The organism is Methanolobus sp. (genome assembly GCF_030682845.1).
GTDB lineage: Archaea > Halobacteriota > Methanosarcinia > Methanosarcinales > Methanosarcinaceae > Methanolobus.
On record NZ_JAUXNK010000067.1, the window covers coordinates 24,583 to 50,089 of the forward strand.

Annotated in this window: 26 protein-coding genes; 5 read left to right on the forward strand and 21 right to left on the reverse strand. The window is 45.9% G+C overall.

What is annotated here, in order from left to right:
• Nucleotides 1–18: 18 nt before the first annotated feature.
• The 16 genes from Q8J68_RS08250 to Q8J68_RS08325 all read right to left on the reverse strand — a co-directional run bounded on the left by Q8J68_RS08250 (nt 19) and on the right by Q8J68_RS08325 (nt 15,584).
• Nucleotides 19–1,320, reverse strand: coding sequence for a GntP family permease (locus tag Q8J68_RS08250; RefSeq protein WP_305311046.1), 1,302 nt, complete (start codon nt 1,318–1,320; stop codon nt 19–21).
• A gap of 53 nt (nt 1,321–1,373) precedes the next feature.
• Nucleotides 1,374–1,991, reverse strand: a complete 618-nt coding sequence (locus Q8J68_RS08255; protein ID WP_015054496.1) for a hypothetical protein — start codon at nt 1,989–1,991, stop codon at nt 1,374–1,376.
• 10 nt (nt 1,992–2,001) lie between these two features.
• Nucleotides 2,002–2,628, reverse strand: coding sequence for a hypothetical protein (locus Q8J68_RS08260; RefSeq protein WP_292462474.1), 627 nt, complete (start codon nt 2,626–2,628; stop codon nt 2,002–2,004).
• A 121-nt stretch (nt 2,629–2,749) separates the two neighbouring features.
• Nucleotides 2,750–3,301 (reverse strand): hypothetical protein, encoded by a 552-nt coding sequence (locus Q8J68_RS08265; protein ID WP_305311047.1) that lies wholly within the window; start codon nt 3,299–3,301, stop codon nt 2,750–2,752.
• 48 nt (nt 3,302–3,349) lie between these two features.
• Nucleotides 3,350–3,973, reverse strand: a complete 624-nt coding sequence (locus Q8J68_RS08270; protein WP_305311048.1) for a chemotaxis protein CheC — start codon at nt 3,971–3,973, stop codon at nt 3,350–3,352.
• A gap of 17 nt (nt 3,974–3,990) precedes the next feature.
• Nucleotides 3,991–5,223, reverse strand: a complete 1,233-nt coding sequence (locus tag Q8J68_RS08275; RefSeq protein WP_305311049.1) for a DUF3795 domain-containing protein — start codon at nt 5,221–5,223, stop codon at nt 3,991–3,993.
• A 54-nt stretch (nt 5,224–5,277) separates the two neighbouring features.
• Entirely contained in the window at nt 5,278–5,736 is a 459-nt protein-coding gene (locus Q8J68_RS08280; RefSeq protein WP_305311050.1) for a chemotaxis protein CheD, read from the reverse strand.
• 20 nt (nt 5,737–5,756) lie between these two features.
• Nucleotides 5,757–6,368 (reverse strand): chemotaxis protein CheC, encoded by a 612-nt coding sequence (locus Q8J68_RS08285; protein WP_305311051.1) that lies wholly within the window; start codon nt 6,366–6,368, stop codon nt 5,757–5,759.
• Between the two features lie 16 nt (nt 6,369–6,384).
• Nucleotides 6,385–6,999, reverse strand: coding sequence for a chemotaxis protein CheC (locus Q8J68_RS08290; RefSeq protein ID WP_305311052.1), 615 nt, complete (start codon nt 6,997–6,999; stop codon nt 6,385–6,387).
• Nucleotides 7,000–7,051: 52 nt separating this feature from the next.
• A complete protein-coding gene (locus tag Q8J68_RS08295) occupies nt 7,052–7,888 on the reverse strand; it encodes a protein-glutamate O-methyltransferase CheR (RefSeq protein WP_305311053.1) in 837 nt (278 codons plus the stop codon).
• Nucleotides 7,889–10,006: a pilus assembly protein PilM gene (gene pilM, locus Q8J68_RS08300; protein ID WP_305311054.1), complete on the reverse strand. Its 2,118-nt coding sequence runs from the start codon at nt 10,004–10,006 to the stop codon at nt 7,889–7,891.
• Between the two features lies 1 nt (nt 10,007).
• A complete protein-coding gene (locus Q8J68_RS08305) occupies nt 10,008–10,622 on the reverse strand; it encodes a chemotaxis protein CheC (RefSeq protein ID WP_015054506.1) in 615 nt (204 codons plus the stop codon).
• A 17-nt stretch (nt 10,623–10,639) separates the two neighbouring features.
• Nucleotides 10,640–12,667 carry a chemotaxis protein CheW gene (locus Q8J68_RS08310; protein WP_370867620.1) on the reverse strand — a complete coding sequence of 676 codons (2,028 nt, stop codon included), beginning with the start codon at nt 12,665–12,667 and terminating at the stop codon, nt 10,640–10,642.
• 67 nt (nt 12,668–12,734) lie between these two features.
• Entirely contained in the window at nt 12,735–13,829 is a 1,095-nt protein-coding gene (locus Q8J68_RS08315) for a chemotaxis response regulator protein-glutamate methylesterase (protein ID WP_305311056.1), read from the reverse strand.
• Nucleotides 13,830–14,186: a response regulator gene (locus tag Q8J68_RS08320; RefSeq protein WP_305311057.1), complete on the reverse strand. Its 357-nt coding sequence runs from the start codon at nt 14,184–14,186 to the stop codon at nt 13,830–13,832.
• Nucleotides 14,187–14,645: 459 nt separating this feature from the next.
• Nucleotides 14,646–15,584, reverse strand: coding sequence for a nucleoside recognition domain-containing protein (locus Q8J68_RS08325; protein WP_305311058.1), 939 nt, complete (start codon nt 15,582–15,584; stop codon nt 14,646–14,648).
• A gap of 137 nt (nt 15,585–15,721) precedes the next feature.
• Between Q8J68_RS08325 and Q8J68_RS08330 the strand changes: the two genes are divergently transcribed.
• Genes Q8J68_RS08330 through pyrG form a run of 3 tightly spaced genes read left to right on the forward strand, consistent with a single transcriptional unit; the run spans nt 15,722 to nt 18,213 of the window.
• Nucleotides 15,722–15,904 (forward strand): methytransferase partner Trm112, encoded by a 183-nt coding sequence (locus Q8J68_RS08330; RefSeq protein WP_305311059.1) that lies wholly within the window; start codon nt 15,722–15,724, stop codon nt 15,902–15,904.
• A gap of 17 nt (nt 15,905–15,921) precedes the next feature.
• Entirely contained in the window at nt 15,922–16,593 is a 672-nt protein-coding gene (locus Q8J68_RS08335; RefSeq protein ID WP_305311060.1) for a hypothetical protein, read from the forward strand.
• A gap of 21 nt (nt 16,594–16,614) precedes the next feature.
• Nucleotides 16,615–18,213, forward strand: a complete 1,599-nt coding sequence (gene pyrG / locus Q8J68_RS08340; RefSeq protein ID WP_305311061.1) for a glutamine hydrolyzing CTP synthase — start codon at nt 16,615–16,617, stop codon at nt 18,211–18,213.
• A 26-nt stretch (nt 18,214–18,239) separates the two neighbouring features.
• On the opposite strand, the gene truD is transcribed toward pyrG, so the two are convergent.
• The 5 genes from truD to Q8J68_RS08365 form a co-directional block, all read right to left on the reverse strand.
• Nucleotides 18,240–19,556 (reverse strand): tRNA pseudouridine(13) synthase TruD, encoded by a 1,317-nt coding sequence (truD, locus tag Q8J68_RS08345; RefSeq protein WP_305311062.1) that lies wholly within the window; start codon nt 19,554–19,556, stop codon nt 18,240–18,242.
• 3 nt (nt 19,557–19,559) lie between these two features.
• A complete protein-coding gene (locus Q8J68_RS08350; RefSeq protein WP_305311063.1) occupies nt 19,560–20,747 on the reverse strand; it encodes a transglutaminase family protein in 1,188 nt (395 codons plus the stop codon).
• Between the two features lie 36 nt (nt 20,748–20,783).
• Nucleotides 20,784–21,131 carry a peptidyl-tRNA hydrolase Pth2 gene (gene pth2 / locus Q8J68_RS08355; protein WP_015054517.1) on the reverse strand — a complete coding sequence of 116 codons (348 nt, stop codon included), beginning with the start codon at nt 21,129–21,131 and terminating at the stop codon, nt 20,784–20,786.
• Nucleotides 21,132–21,196: 65 nt separating this feature from the next.
• Nucleotides 21,197–22,105 (reverse strand): tetrahydromethanopterin:alpha-L-glutamate ligase, encoded by a 909-nt coding sequence (mptN, locus tag Q8J68_RS08360; RefSeq protein WP_305311064.1) that lies wholly within the window; start codon nt 22,103–22,105, stop codon nt 21,197–21,199.
• A gap of 10 nt (nt 22,106–22,115) precedes the next feature.
• Nucleotides 22,116–22,823: a DUF434 domain-containing protein gene (locus tag Q8J68_RS08365; protein ID WP_305311065.1), complete on the reverse strand. Its 708-nt coding sequence runs from the start codon at nt 22,821–22,823 to the stop codon at nt 22,116–22,118.
• A gap of 257 nt (nt 22,824–23,080) precedes the next feature.
• On the opposite strand from Q8J68_RS08365, the gene Q8J68_RS08370 reads away from it, so the two are divergent.
• Entirely contained in the window at nt 23,081–24,724 is a 1,644-nt protein-coding gene (locus tag Q8J68_RS08370; protein WP_305311066.1) for a DUF835 domain-containing protein, read from the forward strand.
• A 59-nt stretch (nt 24,725–24,783) separates the two neighbouring features.
• Complete coding sequence (locus Q8J68_RS08375; protein WP_305311067.1) at nt 24,784–25,482, forward strand: gas vesicle protein GvpD; 699 nt, start codon at nt 24,784–24,786, stop codon at nt 25,480–25,482.
• The last annotated feature ends 25 nt before the right edge of the window (nt 25,483–25,507 follow it).

Here is a 25,507-nt window from a genome sequence, read left to right on the forward strand (position 1 = left end):
CCTTCCCATGGTATAGCATCAGTAGAACAGGAAGTATATCGTGGCTGTCATAAACAGACTGCTGATTCCCATTATTATGCCTCCGGCAGTGTAGGTTTTCAGTATTTCTAAAGTTTCCATTTCAGCGAGATCCCCGAATATCCAGAAGAAAGGATCATTAAAGTGGGAGATAAGCAGCGTCCCCGAGGCCATTGAGAAAAGCACTATTTCGGCAGGCAGCCCCAGTTGTGGCATCACTGGCATTACCAGTGCCAGGCTGACAAGCATCGTCACGACCCTTGAGCCCTGTACACTCTGGATCGCAGCTGCAATAAGGAACGGGATAAACAAGACCGGCATGTTCACTCCAAGCAGGAGGTTCCCTATTGCCTGTCCGGCCCCTGTCAAGGCAAGCGTTGCTCCAAGAGCCCCTCCACCGCACATGTCCAGAAGCACCACTCCTCCTCTTCGGATGCCTTTCTCTATCCATTCCCTGACCTGCACAGAGGCAATTCCCCTTGTCGGGAGCACCATTGAAAGTATAACACCAATCAGAAGGGCAACATTAGGAGTACCTATGAAGTCAAGAGGAGGAATCGCTATAAAAATTCCAGCAAGAATGAGTATTATCGGAACAACAAGAGGTGCATATGAAGCTATCCTGCCGGGTGAATGTTTCATGCTCTCCTGTTCCTTCTCTTGAGGTGTATTCATCTTTTTATTGTTGTTGCTTTCCTTGTTCTCTTCAAGTCTGCAGAACCTGATTGCATAAAGGTAACCGATAATTGAAACTGTAAAGGCGATGATAAATCCCGTAAGCAGTACTTCCGTACGTACTATACCCAGCTCGACCATGGCCGGATAGACCACAGGTGAAGGATATACCAGACTAAAGGATGCCAATGTTCCAAGCCCAAGAGATGTTGCAGCAACTCCACGCGGCGAACTCAGCTTGGTGCTTATTTCCCTGGCAACCGGGATGAATATCACATACGCAAGTATGCAGCACATAAGAGGTACTGAGAATATGAAACCCAGCATGTTGAGCGAGAGGAATGGCTTTTTTGACAAACTGATGATATCCTCTGCTATAAGTGCAGTCCCGCCTGTCCTGTGAAGTATGGTTCCAATGATACTGCCTGCAGTTATCACAATAGCAAACTGGGCGAAGACCCTGCCCATTCCTGTGGAAATAGCATCCATTGTCCCTTTAGCTTCGCCTGCAAGCAGACCTACCAGTAGCGAGCCGGCAATCAGGCTAAGGAAGGGATGTATCCTCAATCGTGCAGTAAGTATAAGGATGAATGCCAGTGCAATAAAAAAAATTATAAGCGGGTTCATTGTTCGGAATAGCCTTAAGTATTTTGTTTACTTAAAGCCAGCCCTTAAAAAAGTTAACGTGAACTTCGCTCTTCCACGTACAACAGGTAAAGGCAACTGTTTTCTCTCATCTCCATGAACCCCTGGGTCTCGGAGATGCCTGCCTTTTCAAGTAAGACCTTCTTCCAGGATTCTGGAGGAAGTGCAATCTCTCCTGTATACGCTTTGGCGCCTATCTGGGCATATTGCAGGGGTTTGCCATCTATCTTGATTCTTTTTGCCACTTCTTTCCTGTAGGTCTGATGCATCATGCATGCGCTGTGAGCTGCTGATGGCTGTATCGTGTGATTGTAGTGGTCTGTGGCCTCAACATGCACAGGATTGAAGTTGCCTATGCGTTTGATATACTCCCTTATAGCTTTGGAGAACGGGCATATATTGGTGACGAACCCGTATTTGCTTATCTGCTCTATGCTCTCAAAGGACGAGAATACAGATTCACCGCTGGCGACAGCTTTTGCAAAATCGTCCCAGGTCTCGTATTCTTCCTCAGGTACGGATTTGGCAAGTGATTCAGCCTGGCCGACCATATAATTAGTAAATCCTTCCACGCCCTGTTTATCTGAGATATCCTCAAAGAACAGGAAGACGGAAACATCAACAAAAGGATTGGATTCAATATTCTCTGCCATATTATCACCCTTAATCGACTACTTCCTCACCAGCGCTCTTTCCTTTTACTATAATGGCGAATACGCATGATGCGCTGCGAAGGATACTTTTGATGTGGCGTTCATCCACATTTATCCTTGCAAGATTCTCAGGCACCATTTTCACATCTCCTGTCATGCCTTTGTTTGCAAGCTGCAGGCATTCAAGGGCCTGTTTAGCGACTGTGACATTATTGGCCGCGATCTCCCTGAATCTCTGGTGAGTGATGCAGTAATTGGAAACCGCTGAATCCCTGATGCGATTATTGTAACTATCTGCAACGTCGGTGTCTGAATCGGGAATTGGCCCTATCCTGGAGATGTATCTTCTCATTGTAGGTGCCATGGGACAGGTCTTCAGTGCATAGACATATCCAATAACATCCCCGTCCTTGTCAATAATGGCAAGATCGGTAAGTACGTTAACTTCTCCTTCTACGGTAAGGGATGTCCTTCCCTCTTTCATTGCCACGTTAAAGGCGGGCCAGCCTACATAAGCTTCTTTTCCCATCCTTTCGGCATAACTTTCACCTACACGGAGCCAGTATTCTACAACACCCTCCGTTCCTGCTTTGCTGACCATATCATCAACAAGTGAATATATTGCAATGTCCATCATGGCTATGGTTCTCCTTATTCGTCTCTCACCATTCTATCTAAATATACTATATTTATATATTAATTGCACTGATTGTTTTTATTCTTTGCTATTGAATTATGCATATTATATTAAAATCGCATTATTTTTTTGACCACTGGAATTCCGGGTTCCCCGGGTAGAGCATTGATGTTGTCATATTATCTTCTGATATCACTTTCTCAGCTTCTTCAACAGAACCCACGCCTATTTCAAAAACCTCCTCTCCCGTTACGTTATACCTGAGCATTATCTGCCCGTTCCCTGGTTTTAGCAGCTGGACAAAATCATTTCCGGGAGAATCTATGCCAGTCTCATATCCCAATTGGCTTTTCGCAGTCCATCTGCAGAGCTCAGCGCACACGTTATCCTCGTTCAGGGGCTGGTCAACGGATGACAGGCTTGCAGACAGCGTAGCAGTGCTTGTGATAATGGGATGTTCAGCATGATCTTCAGCGCAGGCTGGGATGTGTTGTTCTTTTTTCTCAGAAACCTTGCTCCTGCTAAGCTGTGAACGACACTTCATGTGGAAATGGCTATCTTTCCCCTTCCCGCCATCTCTGGACAGGACGTGCAACATTTTCACAAAAGATGTTCCACGCTCCCTTTTTTCGGGTGATGCCCTTTCAAGATGTTGTATCCATTGGTTTTTCATGCAGGATCAGTTTGTATGATTTGTTTACTTGTTCACCTGTTTATCAGATCAGGAGAGCATTTTTCCGATAGATTCCCTGAGCTTATCAAGAGAAGCCGGATCAAGCAGGAGAAACATGTCTCCATAGATGGTATTCAATCCCTTCCCGTCACCGGCGTCATGAACCATGAACATCGTTTCAATATTCAGCAACTCGTCAGGTTCATTCTCTATCAGTGAGGAAGCTCTTTTAAGAACATTCAGTATCGTTCCTATGACTATCTCCGGGGTGCTATGGCGCACTGTCATATCAAGGAAAGATGTAAGAGCCCCTATATAGGAGCCTGCAAGTATATTTCCCAGTTCGGCAAGTGCAGATTCATGCATTGTAGGATCATTGGCCTGTTCAGATTCGCCAAGCATAAGGCTGCTCAGGAGCACAGCATTGTTAAATTCGAATAGAAGCAGGGCAACGCCTCTGAGTTCTCCTTCGATCTTTAACATGACCCCTGCCATAGTGATAGATTCGGGAATCAGCATTGAGACCTTTTCATGCTGCAGCATTCCCACGTCTGAGAGGTTTAGCCTTACATTACGGCTCACGAGTTTTGAAAGGGAGGTTGTTGCATTTCCCATCCCTATGCTTCCGATCTCTTTGAGCGCGTCAGTCTCAAAACTGTTCAACATATCCATACTATACCTCACTACTTTTATTCAGGCTCAATGACTAATTTTTCATTCTCTTCGCTTTGTTCCATGTAGAACTTCTCTCCGACGTAGAAGCGAACATATTCCTCCCTGCCGCCCTTTACGATACGTATTCTGGAATGCATGATATCTGCAAGATTGAGGAAAAGCCCTTCAAATCTGGAAACAATTTTTTCTTCATGTGCTGGTTTATTGAGGAGGCCTATAAGGGTAATCTCACTGGTGCTGAACCTTTCGACCATTTTTGATACGAACTCGTAGATCTCCGTTTCTCCCTCACTGACTATAAGATGTGTAAGAGGCTCAAATATTATGGCGCAATCTTTGGGCAATTTGCTTGTGAGGTCGAAGAACTTATCGAGCTCTGTAGCCGGTAATTTAATTATTCCACCGTCTTCTGAGATCGTTTTTATAGTGGGTGAGATCTCGATGAACTTCATAGCACCGACATCCATGAGGTCGGCCAGCTTTTCCTTATAAAGATTTGTCCGTGGCTGGGTGGAAACAAGTACTGTGTTCACTGTCTCTCCATACAACCTGAGGCATATTTCGATAACTGCATCCTCATATCTCATATGAGGGGCATATTCAAGCAAAGTGGACCGTTTGAACAGATTTGCAGTCTGTTCAAACTCTGCAAAAACACCTGCCCTGTCATTCATGGGGCATTTATCGATCTCTTCTTCATACCTGATGCATGTGTCTAGTACATCACAGTCCATGCATGATGTCATGCCTTTGTCAACAACGCACTCATATATCAGGCATTTTTCTTCTGCATGCCTGTTCTTAGAAATGCATCCCGGACACTTCTCACTTTCATACATCTCACAAAGGGAACATTTCTTTGCACATGCGGATTTCACGACCTGGTTCTTCTGGAAAACCATTCCTTCAAGAAGGAAATCCCCAAGTTTCTCCCGGGGAATGGTCCTGAAAGCAGTGAACATCATAAAGCCTGCTGCTGCAAATATGCTGGTATATACCGCACTCCAGAAACCCAGATATATAAGAATGGTTTCAGAAACTGTAGGGTCAGGTATACTGACTGCCACAGAAGGGAATATGGATGTGGTTATGAGGAATATAGCTGTGAGTGCAAGAAGCAGCCATGCGATGGACCCTTTCTTAGTCTCATAATATACCCTGACCCAGAAGTAAATAGCTGCTATCCCTGCTGAAAGTGAGATAGAGATGAATAATATGTATACCAATGTGATATCCGGGGTTAACATTTTGCCGCCACCTTAATTCCTCATCAGATGCTGATATGTATTTATATTTATATGTTAATATATTTTTTGCCTTTTAAGAGCACTTTTCACTATAAGCTCGCCATTATCTGTGTCCAGGATTATCGTACGTCCATAGTTCTCGCCTGTATCTTCTGCGACCAGCGGGATCCTTAGTTTCTTCAGGATTTCCTTGGTTGCAGTGACATTCCTCTCTCCAATATTGAGCTGGGTGGTTGAGCTGAAGGAAAACATTCTAGCTCCTCCTGCGATTTTAGCTTTGATGGCACTCTTTGCGGCGCCTTCCTTTACCATACATTCTACGAGATAGGGTATACCTGTATCAGCAAACTTTGCAAGATTATCCTTTGCTCTTGCATTTTCTATACTTGGAAGCATTATATGCACCATTCCGCCGACACAGCTGCTTTTATCGTACATGGCAACACCTACGCACGACCCCAGTCCAAGAGTCGTTATTTTAGCAGGTTTTTTTGCTACCGCGCTGTCTGCCATTCCTACGATTATCATGATATTCAGGTACGCATTTTGTTGATCCTGTCAAGGATGTTCCTCATGGAGGCTGCATCCAGCAGCATGTACATGTCACCGCTCAGGCTATGGTACTCATCTTCAGCTTCTATCTCAAACAGCGCGGTCAGCCCAATGATATGATCTACTTTTCCGTTGAGGTATTTTCCGCACTTTTTCAATAGGTCTTCAGGACTGCCTTCTGCCAGTACGGGCAATGAAGGTGTTACTGACATGTCAAGGAACTTTGAAAGAGCAGTACAGTAGGTACCTGCCAGGATATTTGCCACTTCTATGACAACTGAATTCCTCATGTAAGGATCATCTTCGTATTCTGTGTGTGCAAGCATCATCTCTGATAGTACTTCCGAATGCCTTTTATTCAACATGAGTATGAAACCGCCGTTCAGGTCACCTATTACCTTGACTATGGCTCCTGTCTTGCTATGATCCTCATGATCTGAAATACTGTCTGGGTCAAGGGATGTGAGTTCAGAGGCACTGACCTTGATCGTTTTTCCAATCAGTTGAGAAAGAGCTGTTGTGGCGTTTCCCATACCAATGTTCCCTATCTCATTAAGCGCGTCATAATAGAACTGGTCAAGTATTATTTTCATATTCTACCTCCTTCAGTTATACCATATCGTTAATTCTTGTAAGGATCCTGTCCATTGATTCAGGATCGAACAAAGTTAGTAGGATACCTTCCATCCTGTTTTTTTCCATTGTGAAGAAGGTGTCAAAGAGAAATGTGTACTCCACGTTCCTACTCATTTCAATGAGTATCTGGTCCATGATGGCACCAAGCATGTCATAGGTCTGCATCGGAGGTGAGATCTTGAAATTCAGTCCCAGGAATTCAGAGAGTGAGCTTACGTAGGAACCTGCCAGGATATGTCCCACTTCCTCTATGAGGGATTGGTTCATGGAGCTCAGGATATCCGGAGCTTCTTCGCCGGTAATTGTGGTGCATATCGTTTCGGCGGTGTCCCTGGATAGCAACATCATGATGTAACCGTTAATGTCTCCGTCCAGATGCATAATCACTCCCGAGACCACCGTATCAGCGCCGCCGGCACTCTCCGGTACTTCCTCTATCTTCTCTATCTTTAGTTCTGGAACTTCTATACTGATCTGCTTGCCTATCATCTTTGAAAGGGAGGTCACAGCATTACCCACGCCTATATTGACTATTTCCTTCAAAGCACTGGCCTGCAGCTCAGTCAATTCATCCATCCTGCCTGTCATGTTTTTTTCCTCTGTATCCGTTTTTGATTTGCCTGGTTCTGTCGGCCCTTGGTCATTTGCAGTATATTCTTTCTTTTGCATTGAAAGGTCTGAAGCGGTCTTTGGAGGGTCCAAGGAGTGTTTCCGTTTTTCCCATGACAAAGAATCCATTCTCATTCAGTCCTTCGTAAAAGTCCATGTACAATTTTTCCTGCAGTTCTTTTTCAAAATAAATAGTGACATTCCTGCAGAATATGATGTCAAATCCCTTGATCTTCGGGCCTGATATCATGTCATGGGACTTGAAGTGCGTCATCTTTTTGAGACTGTCTATTACATGGTACTGGTTTCCCTGCTGTACAAAATACTTTTTCAGGAACGTGGGCCCCACATCTTTCATTTCAATGTCGCTGTAGACACCCTGCTGGGCCTGCTGAAGGCTTGCCTTGTCTATGTCAGTGCCTGTTATCGATATATTGTATCTTTTGAGATTAACTCCCAGAATGTGGTCCAGAAGCATTGCAATGGAGTATGCTTCCACTCCTATGGAGCAACCGGCGCTCCATATCTTTATGGATTTGAGAGGACTGCTGCCTTTCGACTTGATCACGGCAGGGAGTACTTCTTTTTCCACGATGTCATATACCTCTGTGTTACGGAAGAAGTTCGTGACATTGACAGTCAGCGTATCCATGAGTACAGCACGCTCACCATCATTCTCTTTCAGGAGCTTTACATAATCCCCATAATTATTCGAGCCAGAAGCTCTCAGTCTCACATCGATTCTCCTTTTAAAATGGGAATCCTTATAGTACTCACAGTTAAACCCGAGTTTGTCTTTGATCACGTTCTTGAGCATTGCAAAATCGGCATCCTCTTTCGTAACATGTTTCTCAGCAGTCTTAAGCATTTAAACCTCTTGGAATTCTATGCTAACTTTGTTTCCGTCTCTCAATGGTGTTGTAAAACGGGCGGGGGTACCGTTAACAAAGAGCTTGATGCTTTTTCCTACAAGCTCTTCTCTGTTTATGTCCATGAACTCAAAAAGATCTGAAAGGATAGGGTTTTCATAAGCCCCTTCTTTTACTGTGATAGCATCGCCGTCAAACACTCTTTCAGAAAGTTCTGCCTTCTTTCCATTAACCGTTATAGAACTATCGTGGCCGTTGAATGTCACTTTTTCACCGTTGAGTGTCACACTGGTACTTCTCCGGTTCTCAGGCACCTCAACAATATCATCAACGGTCCAGAAGGCTTCACATTTTTCTATCTGCACCTTATCCCCGTTCTTGATGATCATGCTGGGAAGATCAACAGGTTCTACCACATTCCCGTTCAGCATGACTGATAATTTTATTCTGTCAAGGAGTTTTGGCTTCTTATTCACCGTGACCTGCATCTTGTCAGTGATATCGGCACATGCTAACTGAATAACTTCTTTCAGTGTGACGGGTTCGATAATGACTTCTGACCTGTCGGGCACATTATCCTCAGGTGAAGCTATTTTTCCATTTATATGAATAGGGGTCATCTGTCTGGCTACTTTATCATTGACAGTAATATCTGTAAACGCATTCATCTGCATTTTGGATATGAGCTCCCCGACCGTTATGCTTGCATCCCTGCCATCAGAAGGCGGTTCAAACTCTATTCTGGAACCCTTGTGAACCGGGTCCCCCAGTTTTGCTCTTTTTCCATCTAGCAGGACGCTGGCATGCTTCCCGGCATCTCCTTCAATGGTTATGAACTGAGAGTTCACTTTGAGTGTAAGGGCAAGCCCGGGGCGCGGATAAAGTCTTTTTATGTGTGTGGCCACAAGAGCGTCCATCACCGACAGGCCATTAAGTGCCATTAGATGCACGGTTGTGTTATTGACTGTCAGCTCTGTGAATTCAATGCCCGTCTTGCGGATAGCTGTCAGGGCTATGCCAAGAGGTGTTATCATATCGGCGCCAGTGACTTTGCCAGTAGTGTCCCTGAATGTATCTATCATCGCAGGAAGGCGTGCTCCTATTCGCTGCACAGGAACTCCCAGGTGCACTGAAAGCCGCTCTTTGAGCTTAACTGTCTGTGATCCTCCTCCGACAAGGACGACTGCACGTGGGGACTTTCCATTTATTGCGAGTATCTCGTTTGCTATGTGCAGAGCGAGTTTGTCCACCTCCTCGCCAATAACAGAGATCACTTCTGCAGCCTGTATCCTAATGACATTGCCAAAAAAGTCCTTAATCTCTATAATATCACATGTGGAGACTGTTTGCTTGATCTCTTCGCCCTTTTTAAAATCGAGCAGGTAATGGTCACAAATAAAATCCGTTATTTCGTCCCCTGCCTCTGCAACCATGCCATAGCCTATGACAGTTCCGTCATTGGTTACAGCAATATCTGATGTGCCTGCCCCTATATCTACAAGTGCTATGTTCAGTTTGCGCATATCCACCGGGATGGCAACACTCAGTGCAGCTATCGGCTCCAGGGTGATACTCGAAACTTCCATGTCGCACCTGGCAAGCACCGCAAACATACTGTTAATAACGGCTTCAGGCAGAAAGGTTGCAAGGACCTCTATTGAAATTGAGCTTCCACTGTGTCCTGTTATGTTCGATATCCTCTGTCCGTCAAGCTCATAGCCGATAACTGAATAACCTACACAGTTAAACCGTTCGCCAGCATCTATTTCAGTGCTGGCTCTTGCCACGGCTTCGAATTCGATCTCTGACACATCATTCTCAGTGATCTCCCTGTAAGGCAGGTCAATAGACAGTTTTGCTTTAGATGTTTTAAGGGCCCTGCCGGCAACTGCCACACAGGCCCGTGTGAGTTTATACCCTATCTCTTTTTCGAGCTCGGCTTTTACTTTTCTTACGACCTCTGCAACCTTTTCCACATCGTGGATCTGCCCGTCATGCATACTGCGCTCTTCATGTTCGCATATGCATGCGGCTTTCACTTCCAGAGGCTCTCCTTCAACAATGAGCCCCACAACAGTCCTGGTACCTATATCCAGGGCAAAGTGGGAATTGTTCATCTCATCCCATCATCTTTTTCATGATCGCAGCCATTATAACGTCGCTTGCCTCAGGTTCGAACAGCATGTTGAACTCGTTCCTTGAGTTTGTGGACGGTATATAGCATTCTCCTTTAACGACTATGAACTCGTCAGCAAGCTGCCCAATCTCCTTCTTGATAAAATCAGTCACACCTTCCATATTCACATCCATCCGGGGGTCTCCGATCGCAAGGTTGATCCCGAGGAACTCATTGACCACACGCATGTATGAGCTACAGAGCCGCACTCCCATTTCACGAAGTTTGCGGATTTCCATCTCTTCTATCTTTGTGGTCGTCCCTATAGATTTTTTTAAAAGGAGGTCGGAGAATGAAAGTGCTGAGAACTTTGGTAAAAGGATCAGAGTTCCTCCGGTCACATCTCCTGAAATACTGAGGTGAATACCTACAACGCTCTTCTGCTTTCCATTGGAGGCCCTGGAGATGATCTCATCCAGCGATAGCATCTCTACAACAGGGATGTCTATCTTTACCTCTCTGCTGACCATTTTGGAGAGAGCGGTTGCCAGATGACCCATTCCGATATTCCCTGCTTCCTGGAATGCTCCTTTTGTCATTTCGTCCATTTCAGTCATTTTATACCCTCATCATATCATATCAAAGTTGCAATGTCAAGGATCAGTGCAACGCTTCCATCTCCAAGGATGGTAGCACCTGCAAATCCCCTTGTGTTCTTCAAAAGTTTATTGTCAAGAGTCTTGATGATTACTTCCTGCTGTCCCAGAAGCTGATCAACAACAAATCCAATATTGCTGCCCATTCGTTCCACAACGACCACTATAAGGTTCTCTTTCTTCTCAGCCTCTCCCGGGCAATCAAGAACATCGCGCAGCCTCAGCAGCGGCAATACCTCTCCACGTAGCAGGATGACCTCTTTTCCCTCAATTGTCTTTATGTCCCTGGCCTTTATGCCCACGTCCCTAACAACATTTGCAAGAGGTATTGCATACGTTTCTCCTGCAATAGTCACCATCAGGGACTGGATGATCGCAACAGTCAGGGGCAGTTGCAGTTTGATGGAGCTTCCCTGGCCCGGCACCGAGCTGACCTTTACAGTACCTCCAAGTGCTTCTATCTTAGTTTTGACCGCATCCATGCCGACTCCCCTGCCGGAGACATCGGTGATGGTCTTCGCGCCGCTGAAGCCAGCCACGAATATAAGGTTAAGTGCATCCGTGTCAGAGAGCTTATCCACTTCTTCGCGGTTCATTATTCCCTTTTTAACCGCAATGTCTCTCAGATGCCCAGGATCCATACCTTTTCCGTCATCCTGCACCTCTATGATTACACTGTTCCTCTGCCTTGAAGCGGAAAGACCGACAAAACCAGCGACAGGTTTGCCGAGTTTTATGCGTTCTCCAGTAGGTTCGATACCATGGTCTACGGCATTGCGCAAAAGGTGGACAAGCGGGTCTCCGATCTCGTCAAGCACAGTTCTGTCAAGTTCTATCTCCTTCCCTTCGATGACAAGGTCCACCTGTTTACCTTCTGATTTTGCAAGATCCCTTATCATTCGCGGGAACCTGCTGAACACCTGGTCGATAGGCACCATCCTGGCTTCCATGACCTCGTTCTGTATCTCGTTGGTCAGGCGGTCCAGGTTGGCAAGAGATTCATCAAGACTCTTGGCATTGATATCGGAAGCAAGCTGGTTCAGTCTGATCTTATTGATTATCAGTTCACCCACAAGATTCATGAGATTGTCAAGGCGCTCAATGTTGACCCTGACGCTCTGGATACTTTTTACAGATTCTGATCTCTTGACACCTGAACTACATTTCTGTGACTCTCTTGTGTCTTCTTTTATCGTGGATTCGGTTTCGTCATTTTCACATGCATACAAAGCTGAGATATCAATGGCCTTGATCTCCGATATCTTTGTAATTACTTCCGTAATTCTGGCATCATCCTCTTTTGTGGCAAAGACGACAGAAAACTCAAAGCCGAACTTCTCATCCTCCAGGTCTGCTTCTGATGGCATGCACTTAATGATCTTTCCCATCTTTGACAGGTTTATGAGCACAAGCGTGGATCTTGCTGACTTCAGTACACAGGATGGATCCAGCATGACCTTTAATTCAAGTATCCTGTTCCCTTCATGGTGTGCAGTCTCAATGTCGGCATTTTCAGATTCTGACAACTGAATGTGCATTTCTGTTTCATGGGCCGGCTTTAAGTTTTCCTGTGTATTTATTGAGACTGTTCCTGCAAGGCTGCTTGCAATGTTACCTGTTGCTTCAACAGCACAAAGAGCGCCTTCCATGGCTTGCGTAAGTGTGGCCTGCAGGTGGGATATGTTAACCTCCCCTCCGGTGTCCACGCTCTCGACAAGGGCTTCAAGTGTATCCAGGCACTCAAAAAGTATATCGATAAGGGAGTCACTGACAGCCACCTGGCATTTGCGTACCATGTCCATCAGATTTTCCATCTCATGGGTAAGTTCTGCGATGGTGCTGAATCCCATGGTAGCTGACATTCCTTTGAGGGTATGTGCAGAGCGGAACATCGTGTTGATGTATTCGATCTCCAGGGGGTTCTGTTCAAGCCCGAGCAGAGACTCATTCAACTGTTGGAGATGTTCTTCAGACTCTGCCTTGAAAATATCCTTATATTCGGACATATCCATGTCTGTTCACACCCCTCTCAATTTCATTGTAATCATGTAGGTCATCATTGTAATCCCCAGCTTATCTTAGCATATGGACTATCTCGCTTGATACTCTTTCAAGGCTCACTGTACTATCTGAAAGCCCGCGCTGGACAACCGCTTTTGGCATACCATAGACCACACAGGACTTCTCATCCTCTGTTATCACCTTGCCGCCGGCTTTCTTTATCTCTTCGGCCCCATCCGCCCCGTCTGCCCCCATTCCGGTGAGCACTACCGCCAGTATGTTTTGTCCGTAGAGCGGAACCAGGGATTTGAAAAGGATGTTCGCACATGGCCTGACACCCTGCTCACGCGGATTCTGGTTAAGGGAGACAACTTCTGATGTGCGTCCGCTTATGCTCTTCTGTACTATCTCCATGTGGTAGTTTCCCGGAGCAATGTACACAACGCCTGGTTCAAGCACGTCTCCATCCTTAGCCTCACATACCGTAAGTTGTGACTGCATGTCCAGCCTCTGTGCCATGGATGCTGTAAAACCTGCTGGCATGTGCTGTACAATGACAACTGGTACCTTCAGGTCTGCGGGCAGTTTGGGAACTACCTGCTCAAGTGCCCGCGGTCCTCCGGTTGAGGAAGCTATCGCAAGTATCTTCTGGTTTGAAAAGTGCTTTTTCCTTGAGTCTTCGGGAGGCTTTGCAGGTATACTTAGCTCTTTTTTTGCATGGTTTCCTCTGGAATTCACATGTTCTTCCATAAAGCCTAGCTTTTTAAGGTCCACTTTAGATGCAATTTTGACTTTTAAGCGGATGTCATCAGCTATATCCATTATATTCAGGCTGATATTGCCGGAAGGCTTCTGGATAAAGTCTACAGCTCCATATTCAAAAGCATTCAATGTTCTTTCTGCAGACTTCGGATCAATGGCCGTGAGCATTACCACTGGAGTCGGACACTCACTCATGATATATCCGAGTGCGTGCAGCCCGTCAAGTGTTGGCATCTCTACGTCAAGAGTGACCACATCAGGCCTGAGCCTCTCAACTTTTTCTACAGCTTCGAGGCCGTTCCTTGCTGTTCCTATCACTCTGATCTCCTGATCTTCTGAAAGGATGTCAGAGATAACTTTACGCATCAGCGCCGAATCATCGACTACAAGGACATTGATCGTCATTTACATTACTTTTCCGATAACTTCCAGGACCTTTGCGGCATCAAAAGGCTTCACTATGAAATCAAGGGCGCCACTTTTGAGAGCATCAGTAACTACTGACTGCTGCCCAATGGATGAGCACATTACCACTCTTGCAGAAGGGTCCATTTGCATTATTTTCTTTAATGCGTCTGTTCCTTCCATGTTTGGCATAACGATGTCCATGAACACCAGGTCCGGTTTGAACTGGGGATATTTCTGGACAGCATCAAGTCCGTCAACACATTCAGCCACGACCTCATGACCATTCTTTTTCAGAATATCCTTGATGACCATGCGCATAAATGCGGCGTCGTCCACAATCATTATTTTTGCCATTTTGTCTGTATCTCCCTTTATATTATGTGTGTAACCATTACACAGTTATAATTATTATATGGCTTTAATTGCCATGTTAATATATAGATGATTATATAATATATTAATTTATTGATTAAACTTTATCCTTAAGGACCTCTCCTTTTAATCTGATTTTCTGTGGCAGGTTCAGTGCTTCGCTCAAAAAAGATATATCTTCAAATATCAGTGGCCGGTCCAACTTTGACCAAATGGATTAGTTCTTTTAAGGAGTCTATATGTTGTTCATAACCCTCCTGGTTTGCAATAGGTATGGGGAACAAATACTCTGATTGGGCCCTTATCCGGAACGCTTAAATGTACCATTTTCAATCTATGCAAAATCCTCATAGGAGGCATATATCAATAATTGCAACTACAGATCTCTTTCTCGTAGTTACCTTTCAAATCTGGTTGACCTATGATGATCTTTACAAGCCGCTAATTTGCTATTGATAAAAGAACAAGTAGTATAACAAATCTCACAAGTACGCTTATGCCTGTTGAAAAAGTTACTATGCCTATGCCTGTCCTTGCACCGAATATGGAAATGTACCTGGGTAGCAGGGTTCGGATACTGAAGATGGGGAGCATGAACATGCTTCCAAGCATGAGCACGATCATCGCCTGCAGGGGTGATATTCCGTTGTTGCCTAGCATCGGTCCAAGCAGCGATATCCCCAGGATGGGGCTTGCAACGAAACTTGTGAGGGGTACTATGCTTTCAGGAGGGATGCCGAATATATCTGCAAGGGGCAGAACACTGAAAACCTCAAATGCACCCCTGTCCCGGAGGTAGAATACCAGTGTTGTCATTGCAAGATAGATCACGGCAATCTTTGTGAATAGCTTCTTATTCTTGGTAAGTGACTTTTTGACAGCTTCTTTGAGGCTTACTTTCTTGTCGGTGATAGTTTCCTCGAACTTACACGGGTTCTTTTTCAGGAGCAGCTTACTGAGGACAATGACAGTGCTCACTTTAACGATCGCTGTCAGTATGAAGACCGCCACATAGAAGCCACCCACGACCGGACCGAGCGCAGGCAGTACTATCGGTATCTGGTAAGTAAAGATCTCCCTTAGGTATGCAGGAGTACTGTTCATTACAGCGCAAAGGGCTGCCTCGCGGTTGTTTATACAACCGTTATCCCGGAAATTGACCACCATGGTATTAGCTGCAACAGTAGATCCCATGGATACCACAAACGATGAAGCGCATGTGTCCGGCAGGTTAGTGAACCTGAATACAGGACTTGCAAAACGCGATAATTTCTGCATCAGGCCCAGTTCTATAAGCACAGCGGTCCCGAACAGTCCTATGAATATCACTATCAGGATGGGGATAGCAAAGTCAAGGGCACTGATAAGGACAGAGAACATGGATTATGGTAGAAGGCAGGAACTAAATTAAACTATCTCTCAAAAGAAAAGTTCATGATTGAGATGCACATTCTTTGTCCTTGATTATTATTGCAAAAACTTATATCATTGTAATATATTGGTAGGTACTGATCGAGATGAAAAAGAACCTCATGGAAATTCTTGCCTGCCCGATATGTAAGGGCGACCTGATCCTCAATATTGAAAAGGAGGATGCCAATGAGATTATTTCCGGGACTCTTTATTGTCCGAAATGCAAAGAATACTATCCCATTGAAGAGGGCATACCAAATATGCTTCCTCCTGACCTCAGGGAATAACCGACGAGGATACACAATTGCAGCAGGTGCACATCAACAGGCTTGGAGTCAACTCTATTGAATTCGATACAGGTACGGTTGAGTTGCCTTTGTCGCCGGGTGAGGAAAGAAGTTTTGAGCTGGTGATGATAAATTATGGCGCTCCCACACATGTGAATCTATCTGTAAGCGATTCTCTGCGTGAGAACATTACTATGCTTGAGGATAATCCTTATGTCCGTCATGAAGAGTACATCCCGATAATAGCCCGGATACCTTATGGGGGAAGGCTCTATACAAGAGGACAGGTATTTGTGACAGTCGGTTATGGCTCAAAAAAAGCCGGTTTTGAATTCAATGTAGGGCAGCCAGGGCCGGATGATGCAAATTTCACAGTTGATGTGGACACTTCATTATCAACTCCCCGTAAGAGTTCTTCGCATGGACGCAAGGACCGTGGGGAAAACTGGAGTTCTCAGCTTCCGGAGATATCGCTGCAGATGGTAAGGTCGGTCTTTGAGCTGGCTTCCTCCAGATCGGTTTACATGGTAGCAGTTTTTGTGTTCCTCATGTCAGTGATGATTCTGGCGATGATATTGCTGTCTGTGGACTTTGGCCCCTTCTTTGGATTCTATCCTTCTGTCTTCTATTCAATTCTTCTTACTTTTCTGATGGCTTTCTTAATGATCAGACTTCCTATATTCAAATAAAAACAAGGCGATGTGCATCATATGAAGTATATTATAGTAACTGGCGGAGTAATGAGCGGGCTTGGCAAAGGAATAACCACCGCTTCTATCGGGCGCAACCTGAAGAACAAGGGTTATAAGGTAACGGCCATCAAGATAGACCCGTACATCAATATCGATGCAGGCACAATGAGCCCTTTCCAGCACGGAGAGGTTTTTGTACTGAAGGATGGTGGCGAAGTAGACCTTGACCTTGGTAATTACGAACGTTTTCTTGACACCGAACTTACAAGGGAGCACAACCTCACAACCGGAAAAGTTTACCAGTCTGTGATCTTAAAGGAGCGTCGTGGGGAGTACCTGGGCAAGACCGTGCAGATAATCCCTCACATTACAAATGAGATCAAGGATCGCATAAGGAAAGTCGCTGCAAAGAGCGGTGCCGATGTATGTCTTGTGGAAGTTGGAGGTACTGTGGGTGATATTGAGAGTATGCCTTTCCTGGAGGCTGTCAGGCAGATGCACAGGGAAGAGCCCAAGGGTGACCTGGCATTTGTGCATGTTACCTTGGTACCCATGGACCCTCAGGGAGACCAGAAGACCAAACCCACCCAGCACTCAGTGAAGGAACTGCGGGAACTTGGGTTAACTCCGCATGTCATTGTTACAAGATGCAAGGAACCGTTGCTTGATAGCACTATATCGAAGATCTCTCTCTTCTGCGATGTTCCGGAAGAGGCTGTTATAAGTGCTCATGATGCAAAAGATATCTATGAAGTTCCCATCATGATGGAAAAGGAGGGTCTGACCGATTACCTAATGAAGCTAATGAACCTCCAGTCGGACAGTGTGGACACGGCCTGGGCTCAAATGGTTGACAGGATGCATAATCTCAAAGGCAAGGTCAACATAGGCATCGTGGGGAAATACACTCATCTTGAAGACTCCTATCTCAGCATAAGCGCTTCCATCAAGCATGCAGCTATTGACTGTGGAGTTAATTATTGCACAACGTGGATCAATGCGGAGTCCTTCGAAAAGGACCCCTCTTTGGTGGCGACCCTGTCAAAGTATGATGGAATACTTGTTCCCGGAGGTTTCGGGGAAAGGGGTGTTGAAGGCAAGATCATGGCCATAAGATATGCCCGTGAGAACGACATCCCATACCTTGGACTCTGCCTGGGTATGCAGCTTTCTGTTATTGAGTTTGCAAGACATGTCTCTGGGCTGGAGAATGCGAACAGCACTGAATTCGATGAGAACACACCTTATCCGGTAATCGATATACTTCCAGAGCAGGAGAACGTGGTTGACATGGGTGCCACAATGAGACTTGGTGACTATGAAGCAGACCTGAAGTCCGGCTCCCTTGCAGAATGCGTTTATGGCTGCCCTAAAATAATCGAGCGCCACAGGCACAGGTATGAGGTCAATCCCAACTTTGTTGATCGTATAGAGGAAAAGGGCATGGTGTTCTCAGGCAAGAACAGGAACCGGATGGAGATAGCAGAGATTCCCGGAAAGAAATTCTTTTTCGGTTCCCAGTTCCATCCGGAGTTCAAGTCCAGGCCCGGGAGGCCCTCTCCACCTTTCAGGGCATTCGTAGAGGCCATGATGTCCTCAGAGCGAAGTAATTCTTAAAATATAAACATGAGGGAATTACACCCTCAGCTCATTTTTATTGGCTCTACTTTCATGTATTCACGAAGGACTGTTGTGGCATAGCTCCCCTTTGGAAGCATGAACCTCAGGACAGCCTTAGATCTTCCGGGGTTGAGCTCATCCTCTGATACCTCAAAGGAAGGCTTGCTGTGGAGCAATATCTCCCTGCGCAGCCCGGCTGAAGATAATTCCGGCAGTCCGGGAACCCTGAAGTTCTCTGCAGGGATGCCTGCCTCTTCAAAGATATCCCTTTCTATCTTCCCGGGAGCACCGGATGCAAGGGGTGTGTCGTATCCTATGAGGGGTGCGGTCACAAAAGCCCTGTTCCTTTTTACCAGGTTATTCATGCCCTCCAGATTCTCCTCAGTGACCTGCTGCGTCTTTGTGACATCAGGCAGCCCCTCCTTGTTCTTGAAACATACGATGTCTCCAGGCACTGCAGCATCAAGGGGAATTCCCTCTTCTATACGCGTGCAGATCATCCGGTTGAACATATATGACTGATAAGCATGCACGAACATCTTGCTGATGTTGTGGGCAAGCACGCGGAAGGACCCTGCATAGTCTCCGGGATTCTCCACAAGGTAGTGCATCATAGCTCTCTCGTACCTGAGGCGCAAGGGATATATCTTTAGCCCCTGTGCAAAATCCCGGGTATTCCATACCAGATCACGCACTTCCCTCACATCGTCCGGTTCATCAGGGAACGATCTGGCAATGTATGTCATAGCTGCCTTTTCAAGGTCGTCCAGCAGTATCTCCCTTCCAACGAGATGTGTAACAGGCCGGATGGCCCCAAAGCGCTGTATCCCAAAGAAGTTAGGCACTCCTCCAAAAGCGTTGAGCTCTGCAGTGATCCCGTCAAGGATGCCTCTGAGTTCATGTGGACCGTACACGATATCCCTTATAGTTATCACGAACTCGTTTCCGAAAAGGTCCCCAAGCTCAACAGACCGCTCAGACCTGCCAATGACCTTCAGCTCTACGTCCTTGAGGTAGAAGTTCTCGATCTCCTCCTCTTTTCCATCATATATGCTGATCTTCTGTGTGGTCTTTGCCCTCTTGTCCTTTGTGCCTGCAAAACCAATACGCTTCTGGCTGATACCCAGCTTCCTGGATATGTCCCTGGCCACATGATGCATATCCCAGTTGCTCTTGGTAAGTTCCAGGATCAGCTGTTTCCCGGAATCCCCTTCCTCGCGATTGCTGATCTCTTTTACAATGAAGTCTTCTATTTCCTGCCTTAGTTTCCCGCCAATTCCTGGCAGGGAAGTGCAATATATTTCAATGCCTATCTGTTTTTCCACAGGTGGTATGTTCATGATTCACTCCTGATCCTTGGGTGCGATGTCTATAACGATGACTTGCGATGTGTTCTGGAAGGTCCATCCGCCTTTAACAGGCGCCGCACCCGCGGGAAGCCCTCCCGCATAAACGCTTGATGTCGGGTCCATTAGAAGCCAGGACCCATATTCATCTGTAGTATAATACACAGGCAGATCGCCATAATACTGGCGTATCGCTTCAACTATTAATGCAGTATTGTCCGCATCTCCAATATAAACAGATGCAAATGCATGTGTGTCAGTAAGGTATATCCTGGAAGTGCCTCCAATGGCTTCGACAAGGGATGCCAGTAGTATGGCGTAATCTTCGCAGTCCCCCGCACCTATTTCCAGTGTATCGGCCGGTGGAGACCAGAGGTCTCTGCCCCGGGGATCGCTTATGTAATCTATCCTGCTCTTCGTATCATCGAAAAGGGAGCACAACTGGTAGATATTATACTGCCCCGGATATTTCTTTGCAGATACGGCCGCTATTTTCCGTACTCCTGTATCATAAGGGTCTATTTTACTATTCATTAAGGAAAAAACGCTCCGGGGATTTGAGATGTATTCCGGACTTTCTGCTTGTGGCTCTTTTTCCACATCAATTGTGAATTCCTCAAAGTACTGCCTGTCACAATCATACCACTGCCCGGACTGTGTACTGACAAGGAGCGACATGCCAAGCTTGAGCTTAAGATTCTCTGCTCCTTCCGGCACCTGCACTGATACATACCCTATTCTCTTTTTCTCACCCGGGATTATGGTAATGCCGGTATCATGTCCGTACCAGCTACCAGTATCCACGTCAAGTAAGCCGAACTCATAAGCGAAGATCGTGTAGTCTCCCAAATTCTCAACATAGATACCGGTCACTCCATCGCTGCCTTCATAGAATGTTGTATAGTAATAACTGCTGGCAAGCTGATACCCCGGAGAGCTCCTTGTTTCATAAGCAAATGGTCTGTTCTCGTACCTGAAAGGGGCCTGCGCCGGTACGACAGGCACTGTCAGCCTTAGAGGATCGATATCATATGCCTTCTCATTATGCAGATAGGCAGTTGAGGGCGGGGCAATGTATTCGCCCAGCTTTTGCATAGGTTCGGAAACACACCCCAGAGAAATGACCGAGCATGTGGTGAGTATAAAGATTATCAATACGGAATACTTTTTTTCAAACGATCTCATTCCATCCCTCTTACAATGGAGTTCCAGATATTATGCTCACAGCAGTTTCAGGTTGCCAGTGATCTTGTTCAGTTCTTCCTCTTTGGCAGGTCCGATGCCAAGGACAGTGATGGTGCCTGGCTTGATCTCCGTGAGTCCGGCATCCTGGATAAGAGCAGTGGGTATGTTCTGCCTTCTTGCCAGCTCCTTAAGCTCAAAGAGGCCCTGGGTGTTGGGCACACGTAAAACTACCTTCTTCTGCCCTCCCTCCTTCCACTTCTCCAGTGTGGACCTGTCAGCCCACTCTGCGGACGATACTGCTGCATGAGCCACCTGGACAGCAAGCTTTCCGGGAGACAATTTGAGGTCATCCCGAACTATAATGCACTGTTTATATTCTGTCATCTGTATCAACCTTTTTTACAATCAGGCTTTATAAGGTATTTGCTTCTTTCCACCTGATTTGCATTTTACAGGCGTCTCATCACCGCTTCTACAATATGGTCAGCCACATTGATACCCCATGCTTTGTATATGCCTGCTCCTGAAGGGGTGCCATTTATTTCCAGCAGAATGCTGCCCGTGGGACCTTCTATGATATCTACTCCTGCATAGATCGCACCGACAGCATGTGCAGCCTTTTCGCAGATGGTGTGCTGCTCCGGAGTAAGCATGCACCTCTGGGCATTGCCTCCCTGGCTGAGGTTATTCAGCCACCAGCCCTGCGGAGCCTTCCGGTAGATAGCACCGATGACCTTTCCGTCAACAACGAAAGCTCTCGTATCCCTGCCGGAATTCTCCACGAATTCCTGGATGTACAGCATTCCCTTCTCCTGGAGGAGAGATGATACCAGCTCCTCAGGGCAGGCAGGGTCCATTGTGCCGTCAGGTTTGATGAGTTCCATGTTCTTTATGCGGTGTATTCCGATGCCCTTGTATCCGAAAACTGGCTTCACTAATGCATCTTTGAAGGATCCCAGTATTTTCATTGCCGCGTCTGTATCCTGAACGACCTTTGTCCGGGGGGCAGGCAATCCTGCCTTTGAAAAAAGATAAGATGAGTGATACTTGTTTGCAGCATTCTGTATCGCAGAGGTGGGGTTGGCGATCAGCAGGCCGTCCTTCTCAAGTTGCCTCAATATATCAAAACGGAAAGTAACTGCGTCATTCTTTCCCCCTCCCATGTCACGCACGATTATAGCATCAAGTCCGCTAAGGTCTGTACCATTTACCTTGTAGTCCATTCCTGCATCGATACTGATCTCTGCACTCCGCAGGTCAAATATATGGGGTTCTATCCCCTTCTTTCTTACGCTATCAATAATGGCTTTCGTGGTCCAGTCATCAGCGTCAGTTATTGCAATTCCTAGCTTTTTCATTTTATGCGCATTACCCTTTTGTTATCTGGTCTGTACTGGGGCTCAATGAATAAAGCAATTTCCGGCTATGTGGATCTCCTTTCATCACACAGTACGGAATATCGACAACCATTTCCACAGCATCGATAACCACTCCGTCAGCAGTCGCCACTATGGTATTGCCTCCGGCTATTTTAAGGTCGTGATCAGTGCTTGCTGATGTGAGCACTCTCCCATTTACGCCTGCTTCAGCCATCTTTTGCCTGATGGCCAGTGCAAGTTGCCCGCTCATGCTCATCTGCTCATCCAGCAATACAGTTATCGCTCCCGCGGCACTTCTCCGGAGCACAAACAGCATGAGCTCTACGGATCGGAGTGTTGCTGCATCATTGACATGGTTCCTGAACACTCCTCTGTTGTCCCGGATGAAGCCATCGTCTCCTATCCACATATCCTCACCTTTCAGGTAACTCTCAATGGTTATCAGTACATTGTATCCATCTATTAGGATGTGCCGTTCTCTTATTTCGCTGCATGGTACATTCTTAATTCGGCGGGCAGAGGCTATTTCCGGTGCGAGCACATTTCGTGAAAGTATGTACCTGCGGCTTTTTTCAAGGCCGTAGTGATCGCCTACAAACCTCACTGCGCTGCCCTGAGGATACCTTTTCCCAAGCAGGTACCGTATGTCTGTGGCAGCCCTGATCAGCTTCTCTTCAGGATGATTCATTCCATGCATTCCTGGTGCGCTCCTGTAAATGTCCGATAAGTTCAGCTTAGAATACTTATTCTCGTATCAGGGTATCTGAGTTTGTATTTGACCGGATACAGGAACTAGTATTCTTATATTTCCCCCACTATAATATTTATATGCTTATAATATATATCTTATCTTCTAACATGTATGGACCGTGAATGAAAAGTCTCCCGGTTCCGGAGAGGATGGCTCTATATTCCTGCAGAGATAATACTATCTTACTGAATGAGTGATTACATATGGGTGAAGTAAAAAAGGGGAAGGTGCTCATAGTCGACGATGAGCAGGTGAACATAGCGTTACTGACAGCTTATCTGAAAGACAGCTATGACCTAATCTCCGCGCAATGTGGCAAAGAAGCACTTCATATGGCCCGGGAACATGAGCCTGACATCGTCCTCCTCGATATAATGATGCCTGATATTACGGGGTATGAAGTTTGTAGAATATTGAAAGGTTCTGAAAAAACCAGGTTCATACCTGTGGTGATGGTAACTGCCCTGTCCGGTGCCGAAGACCGTATAAGGGGATTGCAGGCAGGTGCAGATGACTTCCTGATAAAACCTCTTGACAGGATTGAGATAGTTGCTAGGGTGAGTTCTCTTCTCCGTATAAAACACCTGCATGACGAACTAATAAACGAACGTGACCAGGCTAATCTCTACCTTGAACTTGCTGCAGTTATGTTACTTGTAATGGACGAAAAAGGCACCGTAAAACTCCTTAGCAAAAAGGGGTATGATGTGCTGGGTTATTCTGAAGGGCAGCTGACAGGGACCAATTGGTTTGACAATTGTGTTCCTGAGTCTGCAAGGGAGCTATCCAGGAAAATGCTCACGGATTTCTTTTCAGGAGTGATGTCCTTTGAAGGTTATTTTGAGACCCCTGTGCTGACAAAGGGTGGTAAAGAAAGAATAATCGGCTGGAACAATGTTGTTCTCATGAAAGACTACGGGAATGATAGCAGCCTGCTTATCTCAGGGACGGACATTACAGAAAAAAAGGATGCAGACGAGAAAATAAAGCGCGCTAATGAGTATCTCGGTAATCTTCTGGAAGCTTCTCCCATTGCAACTCTTTCAATTGACATCGACACGAATATTACCACTGCTAATAAGAATGCTGCCAACCTGCTTCGTATGCATGTGGACGACCTTCTGGGCAGACCTATCTCATCTCTTGTGGAGGGAGATGCATTTTCCGATTTTAAAGATATCAGGGATAGTGAAGTCACTTTTCTCAGGGGGAAAGGAGAAAAGGTTCCCATGAATGTTTCAACTTCCTTGATAAAGAATAGCGAAGGGACTACGGGCCTTATCATCGCTTTGCAGGAACTGTCAAAACTTAGAGGTTTGTTCATCACCCCGCTGACGGAGGATATGCAGTATACCGGGGACGATTTGCAACATGAGCTTGAGCCGGGTTCTATATATCTGGCAGACTGCAACAGGAAAGATGAGGGATACTTACTTTTCTCGAAACTTGTGAAACAGGGAAAACCAGGGTTATGTATAACAAGAAAGAATCCCGAGAAGATTCGCCTGCTTTATGGGCTCTCAAAGACCCCTCTGGTATGGATGACCCGGAACAAAAGCACTGGCCAGCAAGCTCTGGACCCTTCTGAATTATTCAAGATACATCCGACCATACATGATTTCATTCACAAGGTCAGTGACGGCATAATACTAGTGGATGGCCTGGAATATCTGCTTCTTGATAATGATTTCATTTCCGTTATCAAACTTATCGAGCAAACAAATGACACTGTTATGGCATCGGATTCCAGACTTATAGTGCAGGTTGACCCCGGTACACTTGATAAGAAGGATTTCCACTTGCTTAAAAGATGGATGAAGCCATTAAAAGTTCTGAAGGACATCTAGAACATCACTGAATTACTATATTAATATATTACTATATCACTAACTGAGGGCAAGAACCAATGAGATTCATAGATACTATACAGGGCCTGAACGAAGTATTCGGAACCGATATTCCCAGAGGCAGTGTCGTGATGGTGACAGGAGCTGCAGGCACATTAAAATCCGGATTTACATTCCAGCTTATCTCCAGCTATCTGGAGGGAACGGATGAATCCGGACTTTATATCACACTTGAGCAGAGCAGGGAAAATCACCTGCAGAACATGCACAGTATGGGTATGAGTGTTTCAAGTAAACTCCATATATCTGATTTCAGCGATTACAGGGTCCTCTATGGTGACCTTCCCGGGGACCCGCTAGAGATACTTGAGAAGAACATCCTTGATTTCAGGAAAGATACAACAGGCACCTGCACCTGCCTTGCTATAGATTCCCTTGGAGCTTTGTATTCTCTGCTGGATATGGAAGCAAAGGACCTGCGCAAAAGAGTATACAGGATGCTTGAGACTTTCCGGCGCGAGGGGCTAACAACTTTCATCATACTTGAAGACGACAGATACACAGGTATCAACGACTCTTCCACGGGCGTTGAAGGCTACCTGGCAGACGGTATAATAGAACTGGGTTTGCATCTCAAGGGTAATGTGGCTAACAGGTACATGCGTGTGCGTAAGATGCGGGCTGCATCTCATAGCATGGAACCATGGATCCTGTCAGTATCGGATAATGGGCTGCAAGTGTATAAGGGCACTTTCTGAGAGTTTTTTCCTATCTTACAATTTG